Here is a 15,194-nt window from a genome sequence, read left to right as displayed (position 1 = left end):
GAAGACGTCGTACGAACCCGTAGGAACGGAATTTACATGGGGGAACGCACAGCGCGGATGAACGTACTCCTGATCGATCCAGTCGGCGATCTCGAAGAAGTCGAGCGGTCGCTCCGGGCCGAGGCCGACGACGTCGGTATCGAGACCGTCTCCGAACCAGCCGCGGCGGTCGACGCCGAACTGGAGCCGGACTGCGTCGTCGTCCTCGACCACGACGAGGCCGGCGTCGACGGGGTCGAACAGCTGGAAGCGGCCAGGATCCACCTGCCGGACGTGCCGGTCGTGATCGTCGTCCGCGATCCCGACGACGGCGACATCAGGGCCGGTCTCGACGCCGGCGCGGCCGACGTGATCACGGCCGGCCCGGAGGTTCGAATCGACGAGGAGTTCCCGATCGCGGTCGTCCGCCGGCTTCGAGACGTCGGCGACGACGGCACCTCGTTCCAGACCGAAGGGGAACAACTGGACTCGCTGATGGAGTATCTCCCCCATCAGGTGTTCATCAAGGACGATACCGGGCGGATCGCCGACGCCAGCGCGACCGCCGCCGACGAGTACGGGTTCTCCCGCGAGCAGATGATCGGCCTGACCGACTACGAACTGTTCCCGCCCTCCCACGCGGACGAGCTGTGGGCCGAGGAAAAAGAGATCATGGAGGCCGAGGAGCCGGTCATCAACAAGATCGAGCACTTCATCGACGAACGAGGTCGGGACCGCTGGATGTCGACGACGAAAGCGCCGCGCTACGACAGCGACGGCGACGTCGTCGGCATCATCGGGACGACCCGCGAGGTCACCGAGCAGCACCGTCAGGAGGAGATGATGAACGCGCTCCACGCCGCCAGCCGGGAACTGGTCGCGACGGAGACGCGCCGGGAGATCGCCGAGATCGCCGTCGACATCGCGGAGGAGATCCCCGACCTGCCGGTCGTCGAGGTGGCGCTGACCGACGATGCCGGCCTGGCGCCGGTGGCAGGCGCTCGGGGCGCACCGACCGAAGAGGCGAGCGACGAGCCGAGGGAGGAGGCCTACCCCGTCGAACCGATCGAGGCGGACGCCCCGGTCGAGCTGTCCGACGCGCTGACGGACAGCACATCCGGCGACGAATCGTCCGGACGTGACGTGCAGAACACGGGCGAGGACGGGACGGAGGTCGCGCTCGTCGATCAGTACGGCGAGTGGTTCCGGCGGGCCTACGAGACGGGCCGGGCGCAGTTCATCGAGGATCGACCGGACGAGACCGGCGAGGTTTCGGTCGTCGAGGCCGACGGCGACGCGGGCGGCGATGTCGACGCCGATCCGGTGGCCGTGACCCTGCCGCTGGGCGAACACGGCGTCCTCGGCTTCGCCTCGACCAGCGGCACGTTCAGCGAGTTCGGCGTCGAACTCGCGGCGGTGCTGGCGGCGAACATGGAGGCGGCACTCGACCGGGCGGCCCGCGAGGAGGCCCTCCGCGAGCGCGAGCAAGATCTCGCCAACCAGAACGACCGCCTCGAGGAGTTCGCCAGCATCGTCTCACACGATCTTCGCAACCCGCTGTCGGTCGCCCGAGGCTATCTCGGGCAGGTCGACGCCGACGAGGAGATCGTCGAGGAGATCGAGTGGGCCTTAGACAGGATGAACCGACTGACCGACGAGCTGTTGACGCTGGCCCGCCAGGGCCAGATCGTCGGCGACACCGAGCGCGTCTCGCTCTCGCGAGTCGCCTACGACGCCTGGCAGGCCGTCGATACCCGGGAAGCGACGCTGACGGTCGACGACGACGTCGGCTCGATCGAAGCCGACCCGGAGCGGCTCGTCGAGTTACTCGAAAACCTGTTCCGCAATTCGATCGAACACGCCCACGAGCCGGACGACCCCGTCACCGTCACGGTCGGACGCACGGAAACGGGCTTTTTGGTCGAAGACGACGGCCCCGGCATTCCCGACGCGGAGAAAGGCGACGTGTTCGAACAGGGGTACACGAACGCGGCCGACGGCACCGGCTTCGGCCTCTACATCGTCCGGACGCTCGCCGACGCGCACGGCTGGACCGTCGACGTGACCGACGCCGAGCCGTCGGGAGCGCGCTTCGAGTTCGCCATCGAGCCGCCGACGTAGGCGCGGCGTCAGCGTCGAGCGATCCGGCCGCGAAGCGCCGCCAGGAGCTTCGCTGGGGGAGACGAACGATCGGACGCCGTCGCGCGGTCGCTCCCCGCGTCGTCCCGGCGTTCGGACAGCAGCGCCTCGTACCGGTCGATCACGCGCCGACGCCTCTCGCTACTGTCGGCCAGTTCCCGTTCGAGCGCCGCCGCGCGCGCTCGGAGCAGCCGATTCTCGGTTTGGACCGCCGCCCGCGATCGGCGTCGGTCGGCGGCAGTCGGCGATGCAGTTCCCGAGTCGGCGCGGTCGACGATCGAGGGGCCGTCTTTCTCGCCGGTCGGGGGGTCGGTTCGGTCGTCGAAGGACGGATCGTTGAGCGACATCGGACGACGAGAGCGTACGCGATACTATAATGAAAATTTATGTGAGACGCGCGTCGGACGCGCGGCGTCCGGCAGCGTCCAGTCGCCGAGCAGTCCGGCGGTTCGGGCTCTCAGTCGTCGAGATGACCAAGGACGCCGAAGCGGCGACGCCGCTTCGAGCCCTCAATCACTCAAGCTGATCGAGAACGCCGCGGAGCACGCTCCGCGAGCCCTCAATCATCCAGATGACTGAGGACGCCGGAAGACTCGCTACCGCTCGTCGTCCGAGCCCTCGCTCGAGAGGCTCGCGAGGACGCCCTCGGTGTCGCCGGGGACCGGCTCGGGATCGGCGCCGGCCGCCGCAGCGGCGTCCGGATCCTTCAGCAGGTGGCCGGTCGTCAGACAGACGACGTTCTCGTCGGCGTCGACGACGCCGCGATCGCGGAGCTTGCGCAGGCCGGCGATCGACGCCGCGCTCGCCGGTTCGACGCCGACGCCCTCCTCGGCGAGCGAGCGCTGGGCGTCGGTGATCTGTTCGTCCGAGACGGCGACGGCGGTGCCGTCGGTCTCGCGGATGCCGGGGATCGCCTTCGGCGCGTTGACCGGGTTGCCGATGCGGATCGCCGTCGCGCGCGTCTCGACCTCGTCCCAGCGGCGGATCTCGTCGTTGCCCTCCTCGATGGCCTCGACCATCGGCGCGGCGCCTTCGGCCTGAACGCCGGTGAGCTTGGGCACCTCCGACTCGTCGAGCGCGCCGGCCTGAACGAGTTCGCGGAACGCCTTGTACAGCGCGCTGGTGTTGCCGGCGTTCCCCACGGGAAGAACGATCCGGTCGGGGAACTCGCCGGTGCGGTCCTTGCACTGTTCGAGGATTTCGAGGCCGATCGTCTTCTGGCCCTCCAGTCGGAAGGGGTTCAGCGAGTTCAGCAGGTACGCCTCGCCCATCCCCGCCAGCTCCTGAACGATGTCGAGGCAGGTGTCGAAGTTGCCGTCGACTTCGAGGATGCGCGCGCCGTGGAGGCTCGCCTGCGCGACCTTCCCCGCGGCGACCTTGCCGGCCGGCAGGAGCACGAGCGTCTCCAGGGTCGAGCGGGCGCCGTAGGCCGCCAGCGCGGCGCTGGTGTTTCCAGTCGAAGCGCAGGCCAGCCGCCCGACGCCGAGTTCGCTGGCGACCTGTACGCCCACGGTCATGCCCCGATCCTTGAAGCTGCCCGTGGGATTCATCCCCTCGTGTTTCACGTGGAGATGGTCGACGCCGGTTTCGGCTTCGAGGTCCGGCACCGGGTACAGCGGCGTGTCGCCCTCCTGGATCGTGACGCCCATCTCGACGGGCAGGGCGTCGTCGTAGCGCCAGACCCCCCGGCCCTCAAAGTCGTCGAAGGTCGGCAGATCGGCGTAGCGCACCTCCAGCAGGCCGTCGCAGTCGGGGCAGGTGTAGACGACGTCGTCGAACGGCGCGAGGACGTTGTCGCACTCGATACAGGCCAGCCAGACGCCGTCGTCGGCGACGTCCGGTGCGGCCTCGGCGGGCGCGTCGAGTTCGAGACTCATTGTCGATGTGCAAGGGGCCCGGGGGGAAAAGAGAGCGGGTTTTGCGTCGGGCGTTCGGGCCGTCTCCGTCGCGTCGGGCGAGGCCGGTCGGCGCGCGACGGCGCCGCGGCGTCACTCCGTCGCGTCGGGCGAGGCCGGTCGGCGCGCGACGGCGCCGCGGCGTCACTCCGTCGCGTCGAGCGCGGCCGCCGAAATCGGCTCGACCCGGAACACGTAGTCGAGGGAGGCGGCGTCCAGATTCACCGGCGACTCCTCGTCGGTGTGGGATCGACAGAGCACCGTCTCGGCGTCGACGGTCCCCTTGCCGGTCTCCTCTTGATACCGTTCGAGCACGTGGAACGCCGCCGTCTCGTCGCAGCTGCGGCGGTCGCAGGTCGGGAGTTCAGACGCGTCCTCGCTCATGCGCCCGACTTCGGCGGCCAGCACAAAAGACGGCGGCCCCGGACGGCACGCCGTCCGCGTGCGCACCCCCAGAGTGAAGCGTCGGTTCGTGGACGGGTAACGCGTATGCGAGAGGAGTCAGAGCGCGCGGTCGCGCTGAACCGTCGGGCCTGTCTGGCGGGAATCGCGGGACTGAGCGCTACCGCGGGCTGTCAGGGGTTGATCGAGGCTCCAGTCGAGGCGGGAGAGACCAGCGACGCCGACGACGAGTCGGACTTCGTGTGGCTCAGCGGCTCGCTGCTGTCCAACGAGGCGATCCGAGAGAATCTGCTGGCCTTTGCCGCCCGGCGCGATCTGGCGGCGATCCTCGCGATCCCGAATCCGAAGGCGTCGGGCGCGATCGAGAGCCTCCACGAGGGGCTCGCGACGGCCAAGCGCCTCGGCGTGCCCGCGTGGCTCCACGCGGGCGTGCTCACGGACGTGACCGCCGACGAGTTCGCCGGGAGCCGCGACGCCCGCGAGCGCAACCTGACGGGGATCCGACGGGCCGTCGAGACCTACAGCGAGTTCGAGTCCGGCGGGAAGCTCATCCCGTGGCAGGAGGCGCCGGTGATGGGCGGGTGGTCCGACGAAAAATGGGACGACGAGGCCGTCGACAACCTCCGAACGTACGGCCCGGCCGTGTTCGCCGCCCAGCGGCGAGTCGCCCGCGAGGTCGACCCCGAGATCGACGTCGGGGTGTTCGTCCACTTCCCCTACGTCGTCGACTCGAAACAGCCCGACGTGTTCGCGCGCCTGCTCGACGACCTCCATCGCCAGGGGACGCCGCCCGACTTCGCGTTCGCGGACTACTACCGCGGCTGGTACGAGAAAGACGTCGGCCCCGAGCGCGCGAACGACGCGGTCCGGAGCCTCGTCTCGAACGCGAAAGCGGGCCTCCGCGGGGGCGACGTCTACTACATGGGCCAGTCCCACACGATCAACCCCGGTCACACGCCGAGCCGCCAGTCCCTCCGGATGGACCACCGCGCGGCGCTCGACGCCGGCGCCGACGGCGTCGGCTGGTACGCTCGAACGGCCTACGTCCCGACCGAGCAGGGGTTCGATCCGCTCGTGCCCAACCCCGAGGGTTCGGCCGCCGCTGACCGGGCGCAGGCGAGCACGTTCACCGTCGCGCGCGATCGCTACCGGTACGCCTGGGCCGCGACGGCCGACGCCAGAGCCGCGACGGAGGACGCCGACGCGGGGGCGACATCTGCGAGATATCGCGGCGCCGACCGGTTCGACCTCTGGCTCCGTTGTCCCGACGCCGGCTTCTACGACCACCGGGTTCGGCTTCGGACGGGCGACGGCGGCTGGCGCTTCGTCGGCGACGTCGGGACGTACCTCGACGGCGCCGCGCCGTACGCCGACGCCGGCGCCGAGACGATCCGGGCGCTCGACCGCGAGCGGTACCTCGGGGACGGTCATCTCGACGTCGAGATCGAAACCGGCCCGGACGCCGACGCGACACCGCTCGTCGAGGCCGCGGCCGTGCCGTCCGAGCCGGGCGCCGATCTCACGGACGCCGACGTCGCCGCGGCGATGGCGTCGGGCGAGCACGCCGCGGCCGCGCTGGGCCGCGAGCGCGTTGACGACCGGCTCGCGCCGGGCGAGACGGTCCGGCTGTCGATTTCGGTCGACGCCGACGCCGAGGAGTCGGTCGGTGCGCTACTGGGCGACGATCGTGCGAGCCTGCGCCGCCGGCTCGCGGACGCCGAGGCGGCGGCGGAGACGCCGATCATCCCGGGCGACCGGTTCGACCTGTGGGTGCTCGGCGAGGAGCTGCCGGACGCCGGGACGGTCGGCACCGAACTCCGCGTCGGCGAGCTGTCCGGGCCGGGCAAGGCTGCGCTGGTCTCGACGGGGTCGCCGGACGCGGCCCTGTTCAGCGGTATCGACCGACAAGGACTGTTCGGCGACGGTGCGGCCGTGAGATGGTCGGGGGCCGATCGTCCCGAATGGAGCGACGGCGTCGAGGCGGTCGTCGCGATGCCGTACTTCGGGAGCGGGAACGTCGTCACGCCCGCGCGAGCGGCCGAGCTGGTCGGCGGGCAACCGAGCGAAGTGCGAACGTACGCGCTGGCCGTCGCGTCGGCGCCGTGATCGCGGCCACCGTCGCCCGACGCCGCCGCGCAGCGGCGTCGAGACGCCTCGCGTCGGTGCGACCGAGAAATAGCGCGCGTCTCAGCAGTCGTCGCCGAACGAATCGATGGCGTCGTGGACGGTTTCCGACCAGGCGTCGAGCGCGTCGTGGAGCAGTTCCTTGGCATCCGGCAGCGGGACGGCGGTGTACTGGTAGACGAACCCGCCGGAGTCGAGCAGGCGGCGCTCGCGCTCGACGAGACCGGCCTCCAGCAGCGTCGACAGCGAGCGGTTGACGTTGCTCCGATCCCGATCCAGCGCGCCGGCCAGTTCCTCGACGGTGCTACCGGGGCGGTCGTGCAGTGCGAGGTAGGTGCGCGTCTCGTGGTCCTGGATCCCGAACACGCAGGTCATCACGTCCTCGAAGGCCGGATCGGCGTTCTCCATCAGGGAGACCATGTCCGGCTGGGCGGCGTTGCTCATGGGAACGAATGGGTTATCGAGAACGATAAAACCGGCTACACGCGGGCGCCGAACCGGCGGCGACTGCCTACTCCTCGGCGCCGTATCCGTTTTTCACGATACATCGACGCATCCCGTCGGGCGATTCGTGGCGATGCAGTGTCGTCGGCGTGTCGCAGTAGTACACGTCGCCGTCGTGGCGCAGGGTCACCTCGTGAGAGCCGCCGAACATCTCCGTCTCGACGACGACTCGGCGACCGTCCTCCAGAGCGCCGAGCAGTTCCTCGACCGAGCGCTCGCCGGCTGCGACGCGGAGTGGCTCTGCCATTGGAAGGAGTTCGTGTCCGATCCACCTTACTGTAGTGGAATGGTCCGACGCGTCGAGCGCCGGGGCAGCGAGCGAGCGGCCCGCCGGATTGAATTTCCGGCGGAGAATCAAATATCAACTTCTCGGTCATACATAGAATGAGATATATTAATTACCATCGGCAACAGTGTGTCGGACAGCGATGAGTACAGATCGCGACGAGGACCGGCCCACGACGGACGGGCGTGAACTCCGCTGTGGGGCGTGCCGACAGGTATTCCGGACGTGTCACGATCCGGCGGTCGTTCACTGTCCGACCTGCGGCTCCGGCGACGTAGACCCGGTTTCGGCCGGCAAGTGAGCCAGTTTCACGGCCCCGACGGCCACGAGCGGTCGCTTTTCTAGTCTCGACGTCCGAACGATCGCGCCCGCCCGTTCGAGGGATCGTCGCGCTGCGAACGCCGCCTTTAAATATTGATTGGACACTCAATCAACTATGACCACCGGGGACGAGATCGTCGACGCCACGTTCACGGCGCTGTACGAGCACGGCTACGCGGATCTGACGATCGAGGCGATCGGCGAAGAGTTCGACAAGAGCACGTCGCTGATCCACTACCACTTCGACTCGAAGGAGGACCTGCTGGCGACCTGCCTGGAGACGATCCTCGACGGATTTCTCGAGGACCTCGAACACGATCCCGAAGCCGATCCCGAGGACCGACTGCTCCGACTGGCCGATCTGGTCGTCGGGGGCGCCGGCGACGGCGGCGTCGACGAGTTCCACACCGCGCTGCTGGAGCTGCGCGCACAGGCCCCCTACGACGAGGCGCTCCGCGAGCAACTCGCGCGCAACGACGCCGTCTGGCGCGAGCATATCGCCGAGATCGTCCGCGACGGCATCGAACAAGGCGTCTTTCGGGAGGTCGACCCCGAGCAGTTCGCGGCGCTGTTTCGGTCGGCGATCGAGGGCGCCCAGTCCCACAACGTGATCCTCGGCGAGGACGCCCCCAGCGAGGCGGCGATGGCCGGGATCGAGGAGCTGCTGGTCCGCGAGCTGCTGGTCGAGGGCGAGCGAACGGGGGACGGTGACGCGTGAATCGAGGTCGACGCCACTGCCCGGTCGCCGACGACAGGACCCTCGACAGCGGCGTCGACGCCGCGGTGTCCGGTCGCGACGCCGACGCCGCGGCGACGGGAGGTGAGCACCGTGCCTGACGATCGCTCGGTCGAACTCACCGAGGGGCCGATGCTGAAGCCGCTGCTGACGCTGACGCTGCCGATCGTCGCCTCGCAGCTGCTGCAAGTCACGTACAATCTCGTCGACACGTTCTTCGTCGGTCGGCTCGGCGCCGATCCGGTCGCCGCGCTCGGGTTCGCGCTGCCCTTTTCGTTCCTGATGATCAGCCTCGGGAGCGGGCTGACCGTCGCCGGCACCGTGCTGGTCGCCCAGCACAAGGGTGCGGGCAACGAGGACAGGGTCGCCGGCGTCGCCGGACAGACGATCACGTTCGTCTCACTGACGTCGGTCGCGCTCGCGGCGCTGGGCTACGTGCTCGCGCCGATCCTCCTGCCGTACGTCGGCACGGAGCCGGGGACGGCCGTCCACGCGCTCGCAGTCGAGTACACGCGCACGTTCTTCGTCGGCGTCGTGTTCATGTTCGGCTTCTTCATCTTCCAGGCGATCCTGCGCGGGTGGGGCGACACGACGACGCCGCTGTACCTGATGGGCGTCAGCGTCGCGCTCAACGTCGTGCTCGACCCGTTCATGATCCTGGGGTTCCAGAACAACCCCGTGTTCGCCTGGGCCGGCCTCGAATCGCTCCAGACGACGCTGTTCGACGCCACCGGCTTCACCGGCTTCGGCGTCCAGGGCGCGGCGGTCGCCACCGTGTTCTCGCGGGGCGTCGCCGCGGTGATCGGGCTCTGGATGCTCTTTCGCGGGCACGTCGGCATCTCGCTGTCGCTGTCGGACCTCCGGCCCGAACCCGCGGTCATCCGCAAGATCATCGACGTCGGCGGCCCCTCGGGACTCGAAAAGAGCGCCAACTCGCTGGCCTACACCGGGATGACGGCGCTGGTCGGCCTCGTGAGCGCCGACGCCGTCGCCGCCTACGGGATCGGCAACCGCATCAACACGCTGGTCTACCTCCCGGCGGTCGGGCTCTCGCAGGGGACCGAGACGGCAGTCGGCCAGAACCTCGGCGCCGGGCAGGAAGACCGGGCGCGGACGGCCGTGCTGATGAGTTCGGGCATCATCGTCGCCATCCTCTCGGTGTTCAGCGTGCTGGCGTTCCTGCTGGCCGAACCGCTCGTGCGCGTGTTCATCCAGGGCGAGGACGCAGCGGCCGTCGTCGACATGGGGACGAACTACTTCAAGATCATCGGGCCGACGTACGTGTTCATGGGCCTGTTCCACGTGCTCAACGCCGGCTTCCGCGGCGCCGGGAGCACCCGCACCGCATTCATCTTCTCGGCGGTCTCCCAGTGGGGGCTGCGCATCCCGCCGACGCTGGCGTTCATCGCGTTGCTCGGGATGGGCGCGACCGGCGTCTGGTGGGGGATCGCCTTCTCCCACGTCGCCGCGGCGGTGCTCGTCGGGATCTGGTTCCTCGTCGGCAACTGGGATCAGGGCGTCGTCGACGACGACAGCGAGGCCCCCGAGTCGACCGCACCGGAGTCCGAAGACGCCGCGGCGGCCGACGACTGACGCCGCAGCGCGATCCCCGGCATCATCCCGATCGATAATTACCGATCGGCTGCGGATAGTTGAACGATCGGTCAGTCGCGTACTATCAGGTATATTAACTAAGGACCGCGACAACTGTCGTCACAGAATGGGATGGCAGGACCGCATCCGAGAATCGATCACGGGCGGCAGCGGCGGCTCCGACCCGCCGGAGTACAGCTGTAACAGCTGTCACGGGAGATTCAACTCGAACCAGTCGCCGAGACACGCGAGCTGTCCGGACTGCGACTCGGGCGACGTCGAACTCCTGGCCAATCCCGACAGCGCCGAGGGGTCGCACCCGCTGGATCCGCGGTCCGACGACGATCCGACCGACGCGGACGACGCAGCGGCGGCGCCGGACGCCGAAGCGACCGCGTCGACGGACGACGAGGCGAGCGCGGCGGAGTTCGAGTGGGCCGGCGACGGAGAAGCGGACGGACCGGACGACGGCGTCGCTGACCGATCGGGCGACGAGGCCGCGAGCGAGACGGACGACGAGGCAGTAAACGGCACGGACGACGAGGCGGCAAGTGAGACGGGCGACGGGGCGGCAAACGGCACGGACGACGACGAGGCGGCCGTGGTACGGGAACTGATGGCGACCGGACAGTACCGGTGTCAGGACTGCCGGGAGGCGTTCGATCAGGACGGGCCGGACCTCGTCTGTCCGGACTGCGGGTCGACCGATATCGAAGAGCGATTCTAAGGATCGAGCGTCGGCGTCGCGATCAGGTCCCGTGCTGCCAGCTGTTCATGTACTCGGCCTGCTCGTCGCTCAGGTCGTCGAACTCGACGCCGTCGGCGGCGAGCTTGATCTCGGCGATCTCGCGGTCGAGATCGTCGGGCAGGTCGTGGACGCCCGCGTCGTACGCCTCGCCGTTCTCGACCAGTTCGCGGACGCCGGCGGCCTGAACGCCGAAGCTCTGGTCCATCACTTCGACCGGGTGGCCGAGCGCGATCGGCGAGGCGAGATTTACGAGGCGACCCTCGGCGAGCACGTTCAGCCGGCGGCCGTCCTCGAGTTCGTAGGTCTGGACGCCGTCGCGGGCCTCGTAGGTGTCGACCGCAAGATCCGAGAGGTGATCGAGGTTGACCTCGACGTCGAAGTGGCCGGCGTTGGCCAGCAGGACGCCGTCGCCCATCGCCTCGAAGTGCTCGCGCGTGATCACGTCGCGATTACCGGTGGTCGTGAGGAACACGTCGCCCTCCTTCGCGGCTTCGGCCATCGGCATGACCTCGTAGCCCTCCATGTGGGCTTCGAGCGCGCGGCGGGGCTCGACCTCGGTGACGATCACGTCGGCGTTCTGGCCCGACGCCTTCTTTGCGACGCCGCGGCCGCAGTCGCCGTAGCCCGCGACGACGATCGTCTTGCCGGCCCACGAGAGGTTCGTCGTCATCGCGATGTTGGCCAGCGAGGACTCGCCGGTGCCGTGGACGTTGTCGAACAGCCGCTTCATCGGCGTGTCGTTGACCGCGAACACCGGGTAGTCTAAGGCGTCGTCCTCGTCCATCGCGCGCAGGCGGTGGACGCCGGTGGTGGTCTCCTCGCAGCCGCCGACGATCGTCTCGATCAGTTCGGGGTACTCCTGGTGGATGCGGAAGATCAGGTCGGCGCCGTCGTCGACGGTGACCGTCGGCTCGAACTCGATGACGGCGTCGATCGCGGCGTAGTACTCCTCGTCGTCGACGCCGCGCTTGGCGTAGCTGGTGATCCGCTCGTGCTCGTCGAGCGCGGCGCTGACGTCGTCGTGGGTCGAGAGGGGGTTGCAGCCGGTGACGGCCACGTCGGCGCCGCCCTCCGCGAGCAGCTCGACCAGGCAGGCCGTCTTGGCCTCGACGTGCATCGCCATCCCAACGCGCTCGCCGGCGAGGGGCTGCTCGTCGCGGAACTCCTCGCGGAGTTCGGCGAGGATCGGCATGTGCTGGCGCGCCCAGTCCATCTTGCGGTGCCCGTCCTCGCGAGCGCCCGACACGTCGTCGAGGTGCTCGCTGATCGGGGAGTAGTCGCTCATGCACTGAAAAAGAACCAGGGCGCCCAAAACCCTACCGAAGGGCGGGCGCGGCGTCGAATCGCAGCGTCGAAGCGCGGCATCGGTCGCGGCCGCCGGAACGCGGCATCGGTCGCGGCCGCCGGAACGCGGCGTCAGGTCGCGGTCGCCGGATTTCGTGGGCCCGCGTCGGAACTTGGCGTTTCGTCGTAGGATCCCCCGTTCGGAAGCCTGAGTTCCGATCGCTCGCAGTGTCGTGAGTAGCCAGTCCACTGGAGTCCCTACGGCACCGCCGACGCGAGCCTGACACGCCCGGCGGAGGCACCGACACCGAACACCGCGTCGAGCTCTGGCTCGTACGCTCGCCAGAACGTCGACCGGCGTCAGCCGATCGCTGCCTCGGGCGACGGAGAGAGCGGCTTCAGAACGTTTCGAGGTAGCTGTCGATCTCCCACTCGGAGACCTCGGCCTTGTACTCGTCGTACTCGGCCTGCTTGGCCTCGACGAACTTCTCGGCGACGTGCTCGCCGAGTGCGTCCTGGATGACCTCGTCCTGTTCGAGCGCGTCGACGGCGGCGCCGAGGTTCGGCGGCAGCGTCTCGATGCCGTACTCCTCGCGTTTCTCGGCGTCGAACTCGTAGATGTTCTCGCGGACCGGGTCGGGACAGTCCAGATCGCGCTTGATGCCGTCCAGACCGGCCTTGATCATGGCGGCGAGCGCGAGATAGGGGTTGCACGACGGGTCGGGCGAGCGCAGTTCGATGCGGCTGGCGGCGGGCGCGCGGGCCGCCGGCTTGCGGATCAGCGCCGAGCGGTTGACGTCCGACCAGGCGACGTAGACGGGCGCCTCGTAGCCGGGCACCAGGCGCTTGTAGCTGTTGACCGTCGGGTCTGCGACCGCCGTGACGGCGGGCGCATGGTCGAGGATACCCGCGACGAACTGCTTGGCGGTCTCGGAGAGGTTGAACTCGTCGTCCTCGTCGTGGAACGCGTTCTCGCCGTCGGTCGTGAACAGCGAGAGGTGCGTGTGCATGCCAGAGCCGTTGATGTGGGCGATCGGCTTGGGCATGAACGTCGCGTGGACGTCGTTGACCTCGGCCGTGGCGCGGACGACCGAGCGGAACGTCGCGATGTTGTCGGCCGTCGAGAGCCCGTCGTCGTACTTGAACGAGATCTCGTGCTGGCCTTCGGCGACCTCGTGGTGGCTGGACTCGACCTCGAAGCCCATGTCCTCGAGGTTGTAGATGATCTCTCGGCGCAGGTCCGACGAGAGGTCCTTCGGCGCGAGGTCGAAGTAGCCGCCGGCGTCGTGCGTTTCGGTGGTCGCGCTACCGTCCTCGTCCTTGTCGAAGACGAAGAACTCCGGCTCGGGCCCGGCGTTGACCGTATAGCCCATCTCCTCGGCCTCGTCGAGGACGCTCTTGAGCACGTGACGCGGGTCGCCGCTGAACGGCTCGCCGGTCTTGGTGTCGTAGACGTCACAGATCAGGCGGGCTGCCTTCCCGCTCTCGGTGTTCCGCCACGGGAGGACGGCGAACGTCGAGGGGTCGGGCACCAGGCGCATGTCCGATTCCTGGATGCGGACGAACCCTTCGATCGAGGAGCCGTCGAAGTAGATCCCCTCGGTGAACGCCTTCTCGGCCTGGTCGGCCGTGATGGAGACGTTCTTGACGGTACCCAGAATGTCGGTGAACTGCAGGCGGAGGAAGTCTACGTCCTCCTCTTCGATGCGAGCGAGCACGTCCCGTTCGTCGGGGGTGAGGCTTTCGGATGCCATGTTGCTTCGGTCATTCCTTGCATAGATAGTACTAAAGCGACGGCGATCGGCGCAAATATTTGCACGAAGATCCGAAGATCAAGACATTCATCCGATTACGTGCCCTCAAGATCGGTCTTTTTTCCATTCGTTTCGTCGGATGTAGTTCGCTCTAACGAACGTCCAGCGGCCCGGAGTTCCGTGCCGAGTTCGGACGCTCGACCGTGCCGGCCGAGAGCAAACGAAAATCGGATCGACGCGCAGGAACGGGGGACGAGCACCCGTCGGATGACACTACTGCGCTGCCGGTGTTCGGTTCGCACGCGTCGAAAACCGCGGTCGCAGAAAAGCCGCCGTTTAGGCCGTTTCGTCGGCGTCCTCGTCGTCAGCGTCGTCCGAGTCCACCTCGCTATCGTCGTCGTCGACCTGCTCCGAGTCGTCCTGTTCACTGTCGTCGTCCGCGTCGTCACCGCCGGGACCCTTGTCCGCGGGCGGGCCGCGCTGTTTGTCATCGGACGGACCCTTGTCGCTGGCAGGTCCTCTGTCACCGTCCGGGCCCTTGTCGCCGTCGGGACCCTTGTCTTCCGGCGGCCCCCGCTGTTTGTCGCCGTCGGGGCCGGCGTGTTCGGGCGGACCCTGGTTACCGGGACCGGCGTGGTCCGGGATCTTGTCCGCGGCCGGGTTGTTCTCCACCACGAAGGCCGCGACCTGCTGGCCCATCGGGCCGCTGACGTTCTCCTGCTGGAGCGACTCGACGAACGCGGCGACCTCCAGACCGAAGTTGTCGGCCGCGTCGGTGCCGAGCGTCGTCGACACCGAGACCGAGCGGTTATCGACCTCGCCGGTGACGGTCACCGCGACCGTCTCGTTCGGCGAGGGCAGCGCGACCGTCCCGTCCTCGTCGGTCGTGTACTCGCCCGCGCCCTCGTAGGACGCGTTCTCGTCGTCGACCGCGACCGACACGGTGGCGTTAGCAGCCGCCTCGCCGTCGTCGGTCAGCTCGACCGACGGGGCGTTGGTGACCGAGATCGTGAGGTTCTCGCTGGTCGCCGAGGCGGCCGCGCCGTCCTCGTCGTCTTCGGCGTCGTCGTCATCGGCGTCCTCTTCATCCTCTTCGTCTTCCTCATCTTCGTCTTCGGCATCCTCCTCGTCTTCTTCGTCATCCAACTCCTCCTCGTCGCCGTCAGACTCGTTGTCGAGGTCGTCGTCAGACTCGTTGTCGAGTTCATCCTCGTCCGATTCGTTCAGATCGCCGTCGCTCTCGTTGTCGTCCGCATCCTCGAGGTCGTCGCTGTCTTCGTCGACGTCCTCTTGGACCATCGCGGACGCGGCGGCCGCCGGGGCCGCCATCGACACGATCAGCATGACCGCGCCCAGCACCGCGAACAGTTGGGTTTTCCGACTCATCACGTTCCCTCCATATCAGGATCGGATCATAAAGGGGGACTCT

The 15,194-nt window shown here is 68.3% G+C and carries 14 protein-coding genes; 6 read left to right on the top strand and 8 right to left on the bottom strand.

The genetic code is table 11. The annotated features are described in order from the left end of the window. Window positions 1–36: 36 nt before the first annotated feature. Entirely contained in the window at window positions 37–2,100 is a 2,064-nt protein-coding gene (locus tag NO931_RS05265) for an ATP-binding protein (RefSeq protein ID WP_256391587.1), read from the top strand. 8 nt (window positions 2,101–2,108) lie between these two features. Here the strand turns inward: NO931_RS05265 and NO931_RS05260 are convergent, their stop codons facing one another. The 3 genes from NO931_RS05260 to NO931_RS05250 all read right to left on the bottom strand — a co-directional run bounded on the left by NO931_RS05260 (window position 2,109) and on the right by NO931_RS05250 (window position 4,397). Continuing rightward, window positions 2,109–2,465 (bottom strand): hypothetical protein, encoded by a 357-nt coding sequence (locus NO931_RS05260; RefSeq protein ID WP_256391586.1) that lies wholly within the window; start codon window positions 2,463–2,465, stop codon window positions 2,109–2,111. Between the two features lie 249 nt (window positions 2,466–2,714). Beyond that, a complete protein-coding gene (gene thrC, locus NO931_RS05255; RefSeq protein ID WP_256391585.1) occupies window positions 2,715–3,995 on the bottom strand; it encodes a threonine synthase in 1,281 nt (426 codons plus the stop codon). 162 nt (window positions 3,996–4,157) lie between these two features. Then, window positions 4,158–4,397 (bottom strand): hypothetical protein, encoded by a 240-nt coding sequence (locus tag NO931_RS05250; RefSeq protein WP_256391584.1) that lies wholly within the window; start codon window positions 4,395–4,397, stop codon window positions 4,158–4,160. Window positions 4,398–4,502: 105 nt separating this feature from the next. On the opposite strand from NO931_RS05250, the gene NO931_RS05245 reads away from it, so the two are divergent. Next, window positions 4,503–6,521: a hypothetical protein gene (locus NO931_RS05245; RefSeq protein WP_256391583.1), complete on the top strand. Its 2,019-nt coding sequence runs from the start codon at window positions 4,503–4,505 to the stop codon at window positions 6,519–6,521. Between the two features lie 81 nt (window positions 6,522–6,602). Here the strand turns inward: NO931_RS05245 and NO931_RS05240 are convergent, their stop codons facing one another. Together NO931_RS05240 and NO931_RS05235 are read right to left on the bottom strand one after the other, a co-directional pair. Continuing rightward, window positions 6,603–6,983, bottom strand: a complete 381-nt coding sequence (locus NO931_RS05240; RefSeq protein ID WP_256391582.1) for a helix-turn-helix domain-containing protein — start codon at window positions 6,981–6,983, stop codon at window positions 6,603–6,605. 67 nt (window positions 6,984–7,050) lie between these two features. Next, window positions 7,051–7,290 (bottom strand): DUF8001 family protein, encoded by a 240-nt coding sequence (locus NO931_RS05235; protein WP_256391581.1) that lies wholly within the window; start codon window positions 7,288–7,290, stop codon window positions 7,051–7,053. Window positions 7,291–7,765: 475 nt separating this feature from the next. Here NO931_RS05235 and NO931_RS05230 point away from each other — a divergent pair, with 475 nt between their 5' ends. The 4 genes from NO931_RS05230 (at window position 7,766) to NO931_RS05215 (ending at window position 10,706) form a co-directional block, all read left to right on the top strand. Then, entirely contained in the window at window positions 7,766–8,368 is a 603-nt protein-coding gene (locus NO931_RS05230) for a TetR/AcrR family transcriptional regulator (RefSeq protein ID WP_256391580.1), read from the top strand. After that, entirely contained in the window at window positions 8,365–8,487 is a 123-nt protein-coding gene (locus NO931_RS05225; RefSeq protein WP_256391579.1) for a hypothetical protein, read from the top strand. The genes NO931_RS05230 and NO931_RS05225 overlap by 4 nt, the downstream gene beginning before the upstream one ends. A gap of 31 nt (window positions 8,488–8,518) precedes the next feature. Further along, window positions 8,519–9,979: an MATE family efflux transporter gene (locus tag NO931_RS05220; RefSeq protein WP_259371464.1), complete on the top strand. Its 1,461-nt coding sequence runs from the start codon at window positions 8,519–8,521 to the stop codon at window positions 9,977–9,979. Window positions 9,980–10,106: 127 nt separating this feature from the next. Next, a complete protein-coding gene (locus NO931_RS05215; RefSeq protein ID WP_256391577.1) occupies window positions 10,107–10,706 on the top strand; it encodes an FmdB family zinc ribbon protein in 600 nt (199 codons plus the stop codon). 22 nt (window positions 10,707–10,728) lie between these two features. Here the strand turns inward: NO931_RS05215 and NO931_RS05210 are convergent, their stop codons facing one another. From NO931_RS05210 to NO931_RS05200, 3 genes are all read right to left on the bottom strand, one after another. Beyond that, on the bottom strand, window positions 10,729–12,012 hold the full coding sequence (locus tag NO931_RS05210; protein ID WP_256391576.1) for an adenosylhomocysteinase: 1,284 nt from the start codon (window positions 12,010–12,012) through the stop codon (window positions 10,729–10,731). Window positions 12,013–12,409: 397 nt separating this feature from the next. After that, window positions 12,410–13,765, bottom strand: a complete 1,356-nt coding sequence (gene glnA / locus NO931_RS05205; protein WP_256391575.1) for a type I glutamate--ammonia ligase — start codon at window positions 13,763–13,765, stop codon at window positions 12,410–12,412. Between the two features lie 336 nt (window positions 13,766–14,101). Beyond that, on the bottom strand, window positions 14,102–15,151 hold the full coding sequence (locus NO931_RS05200; RefSeq protein ID WP_256391574.1) for a collagen-like triple helix repeat-containing protein: 1,050 nt from the start codon (window positions 15,149–15,151) through the stop codon (window positions 14,102–14,104). Window positions 15,152–15,194: the final 43 nt, after the last annotated feature.

The organism is Natronoarchaeum rubrum, assembly GCF_024494695.1.
This window is presented reverse-complemented; position numbering and strand designations above follow the sequence as displayed.

Coding starts and splice junctions, on each gene's coding strand:
- NO931_RS05265 (WP_256391587.1), top strand. CDS start 37: ATGGGGGAACGCACAGCGCGGATGAACGTACTCCTGATCGATCCAGTC.
- NO931_RS05260 (WP_256391586.1), bottom strand. CDS start 2,465: ATGTCGCTCAACGATCCGTCCTTCGACGACCGAACCGACCCCCCGACC.
- thrC (WP_256391585.1), bottom strand. CDS start 3,995: ATGAGTCTCGAACTCGACGCGCCCGCCGAGGCCGCACCGGACGTCGCC.
- NO931_RS05250 (WP_256391584.1), bottom strand. CDS start 4,397: ATGAGCGAGGACGCGTCTGAACTCCCGACCTGCGACCGCCGCAGCTGC.
- NO931_RS05245 (WP_256391583.1), top strand. CDS start 4,503: ATGCGAGAGGAGTCAGAGCGCGCGGTCGCGCTGAACCGTCGGGCCTGT.
- NO931_RS05240 (WP_256391582.1), bottom strand. CDS start 6,983: ATGAGCAACGCCGCCCAGCCGGACATGGTCTCCCTGATGGAGAACGCC.
- NO931_RS05235 (WP_256391581.1), bottom strand. CDS start 7,290: ATGGCAGAGCCACTCCGCGTCGCAGCCGGCGAGCGCTCGGTCGAGGAA.
- NO931_RS05230 (WP_256391580.1), top strand. CDS start 7,766: ATGACCACCGGGGACGAGATCGTCGACGCCACGTTCACGGCGCTGTAC.
- NO931_RS05220 (WP_259371464.1), top strand. CDS start 8,519: ATGCTGAAGCCGCTGCTGACGCTGACGCTGCCGATCGTCGCCTCGCAG.
- NO931_RS05215 (WP_256391577.1), top strand. CDS start 10,107: ATGGGATGGCAGGACCGCATCCGAGAATCGATCACGGGCGGCAGCGGC.
- NO931_RS05210 (WP_256391576.1), bottom strand. CDS start 12,012: ATGAGCGACTACTCCCCGATCAGCGAGCACCTCGACGACGTGTCGGGC.
- glnA (WP_256391575.1), bottom strand. CDS start 13,765: ATGGCATCCGAAAGCCTCACCCCCGACGAACGGGACGTGCTCGCTCGC.
- NO931_RS05200 (WP_256391574.1), bottom strand. CDS start 15,151: ATGAGTCGGAAAACCCAACTGTTCGCGGTGCTGGGCGCGGTCATGCTG.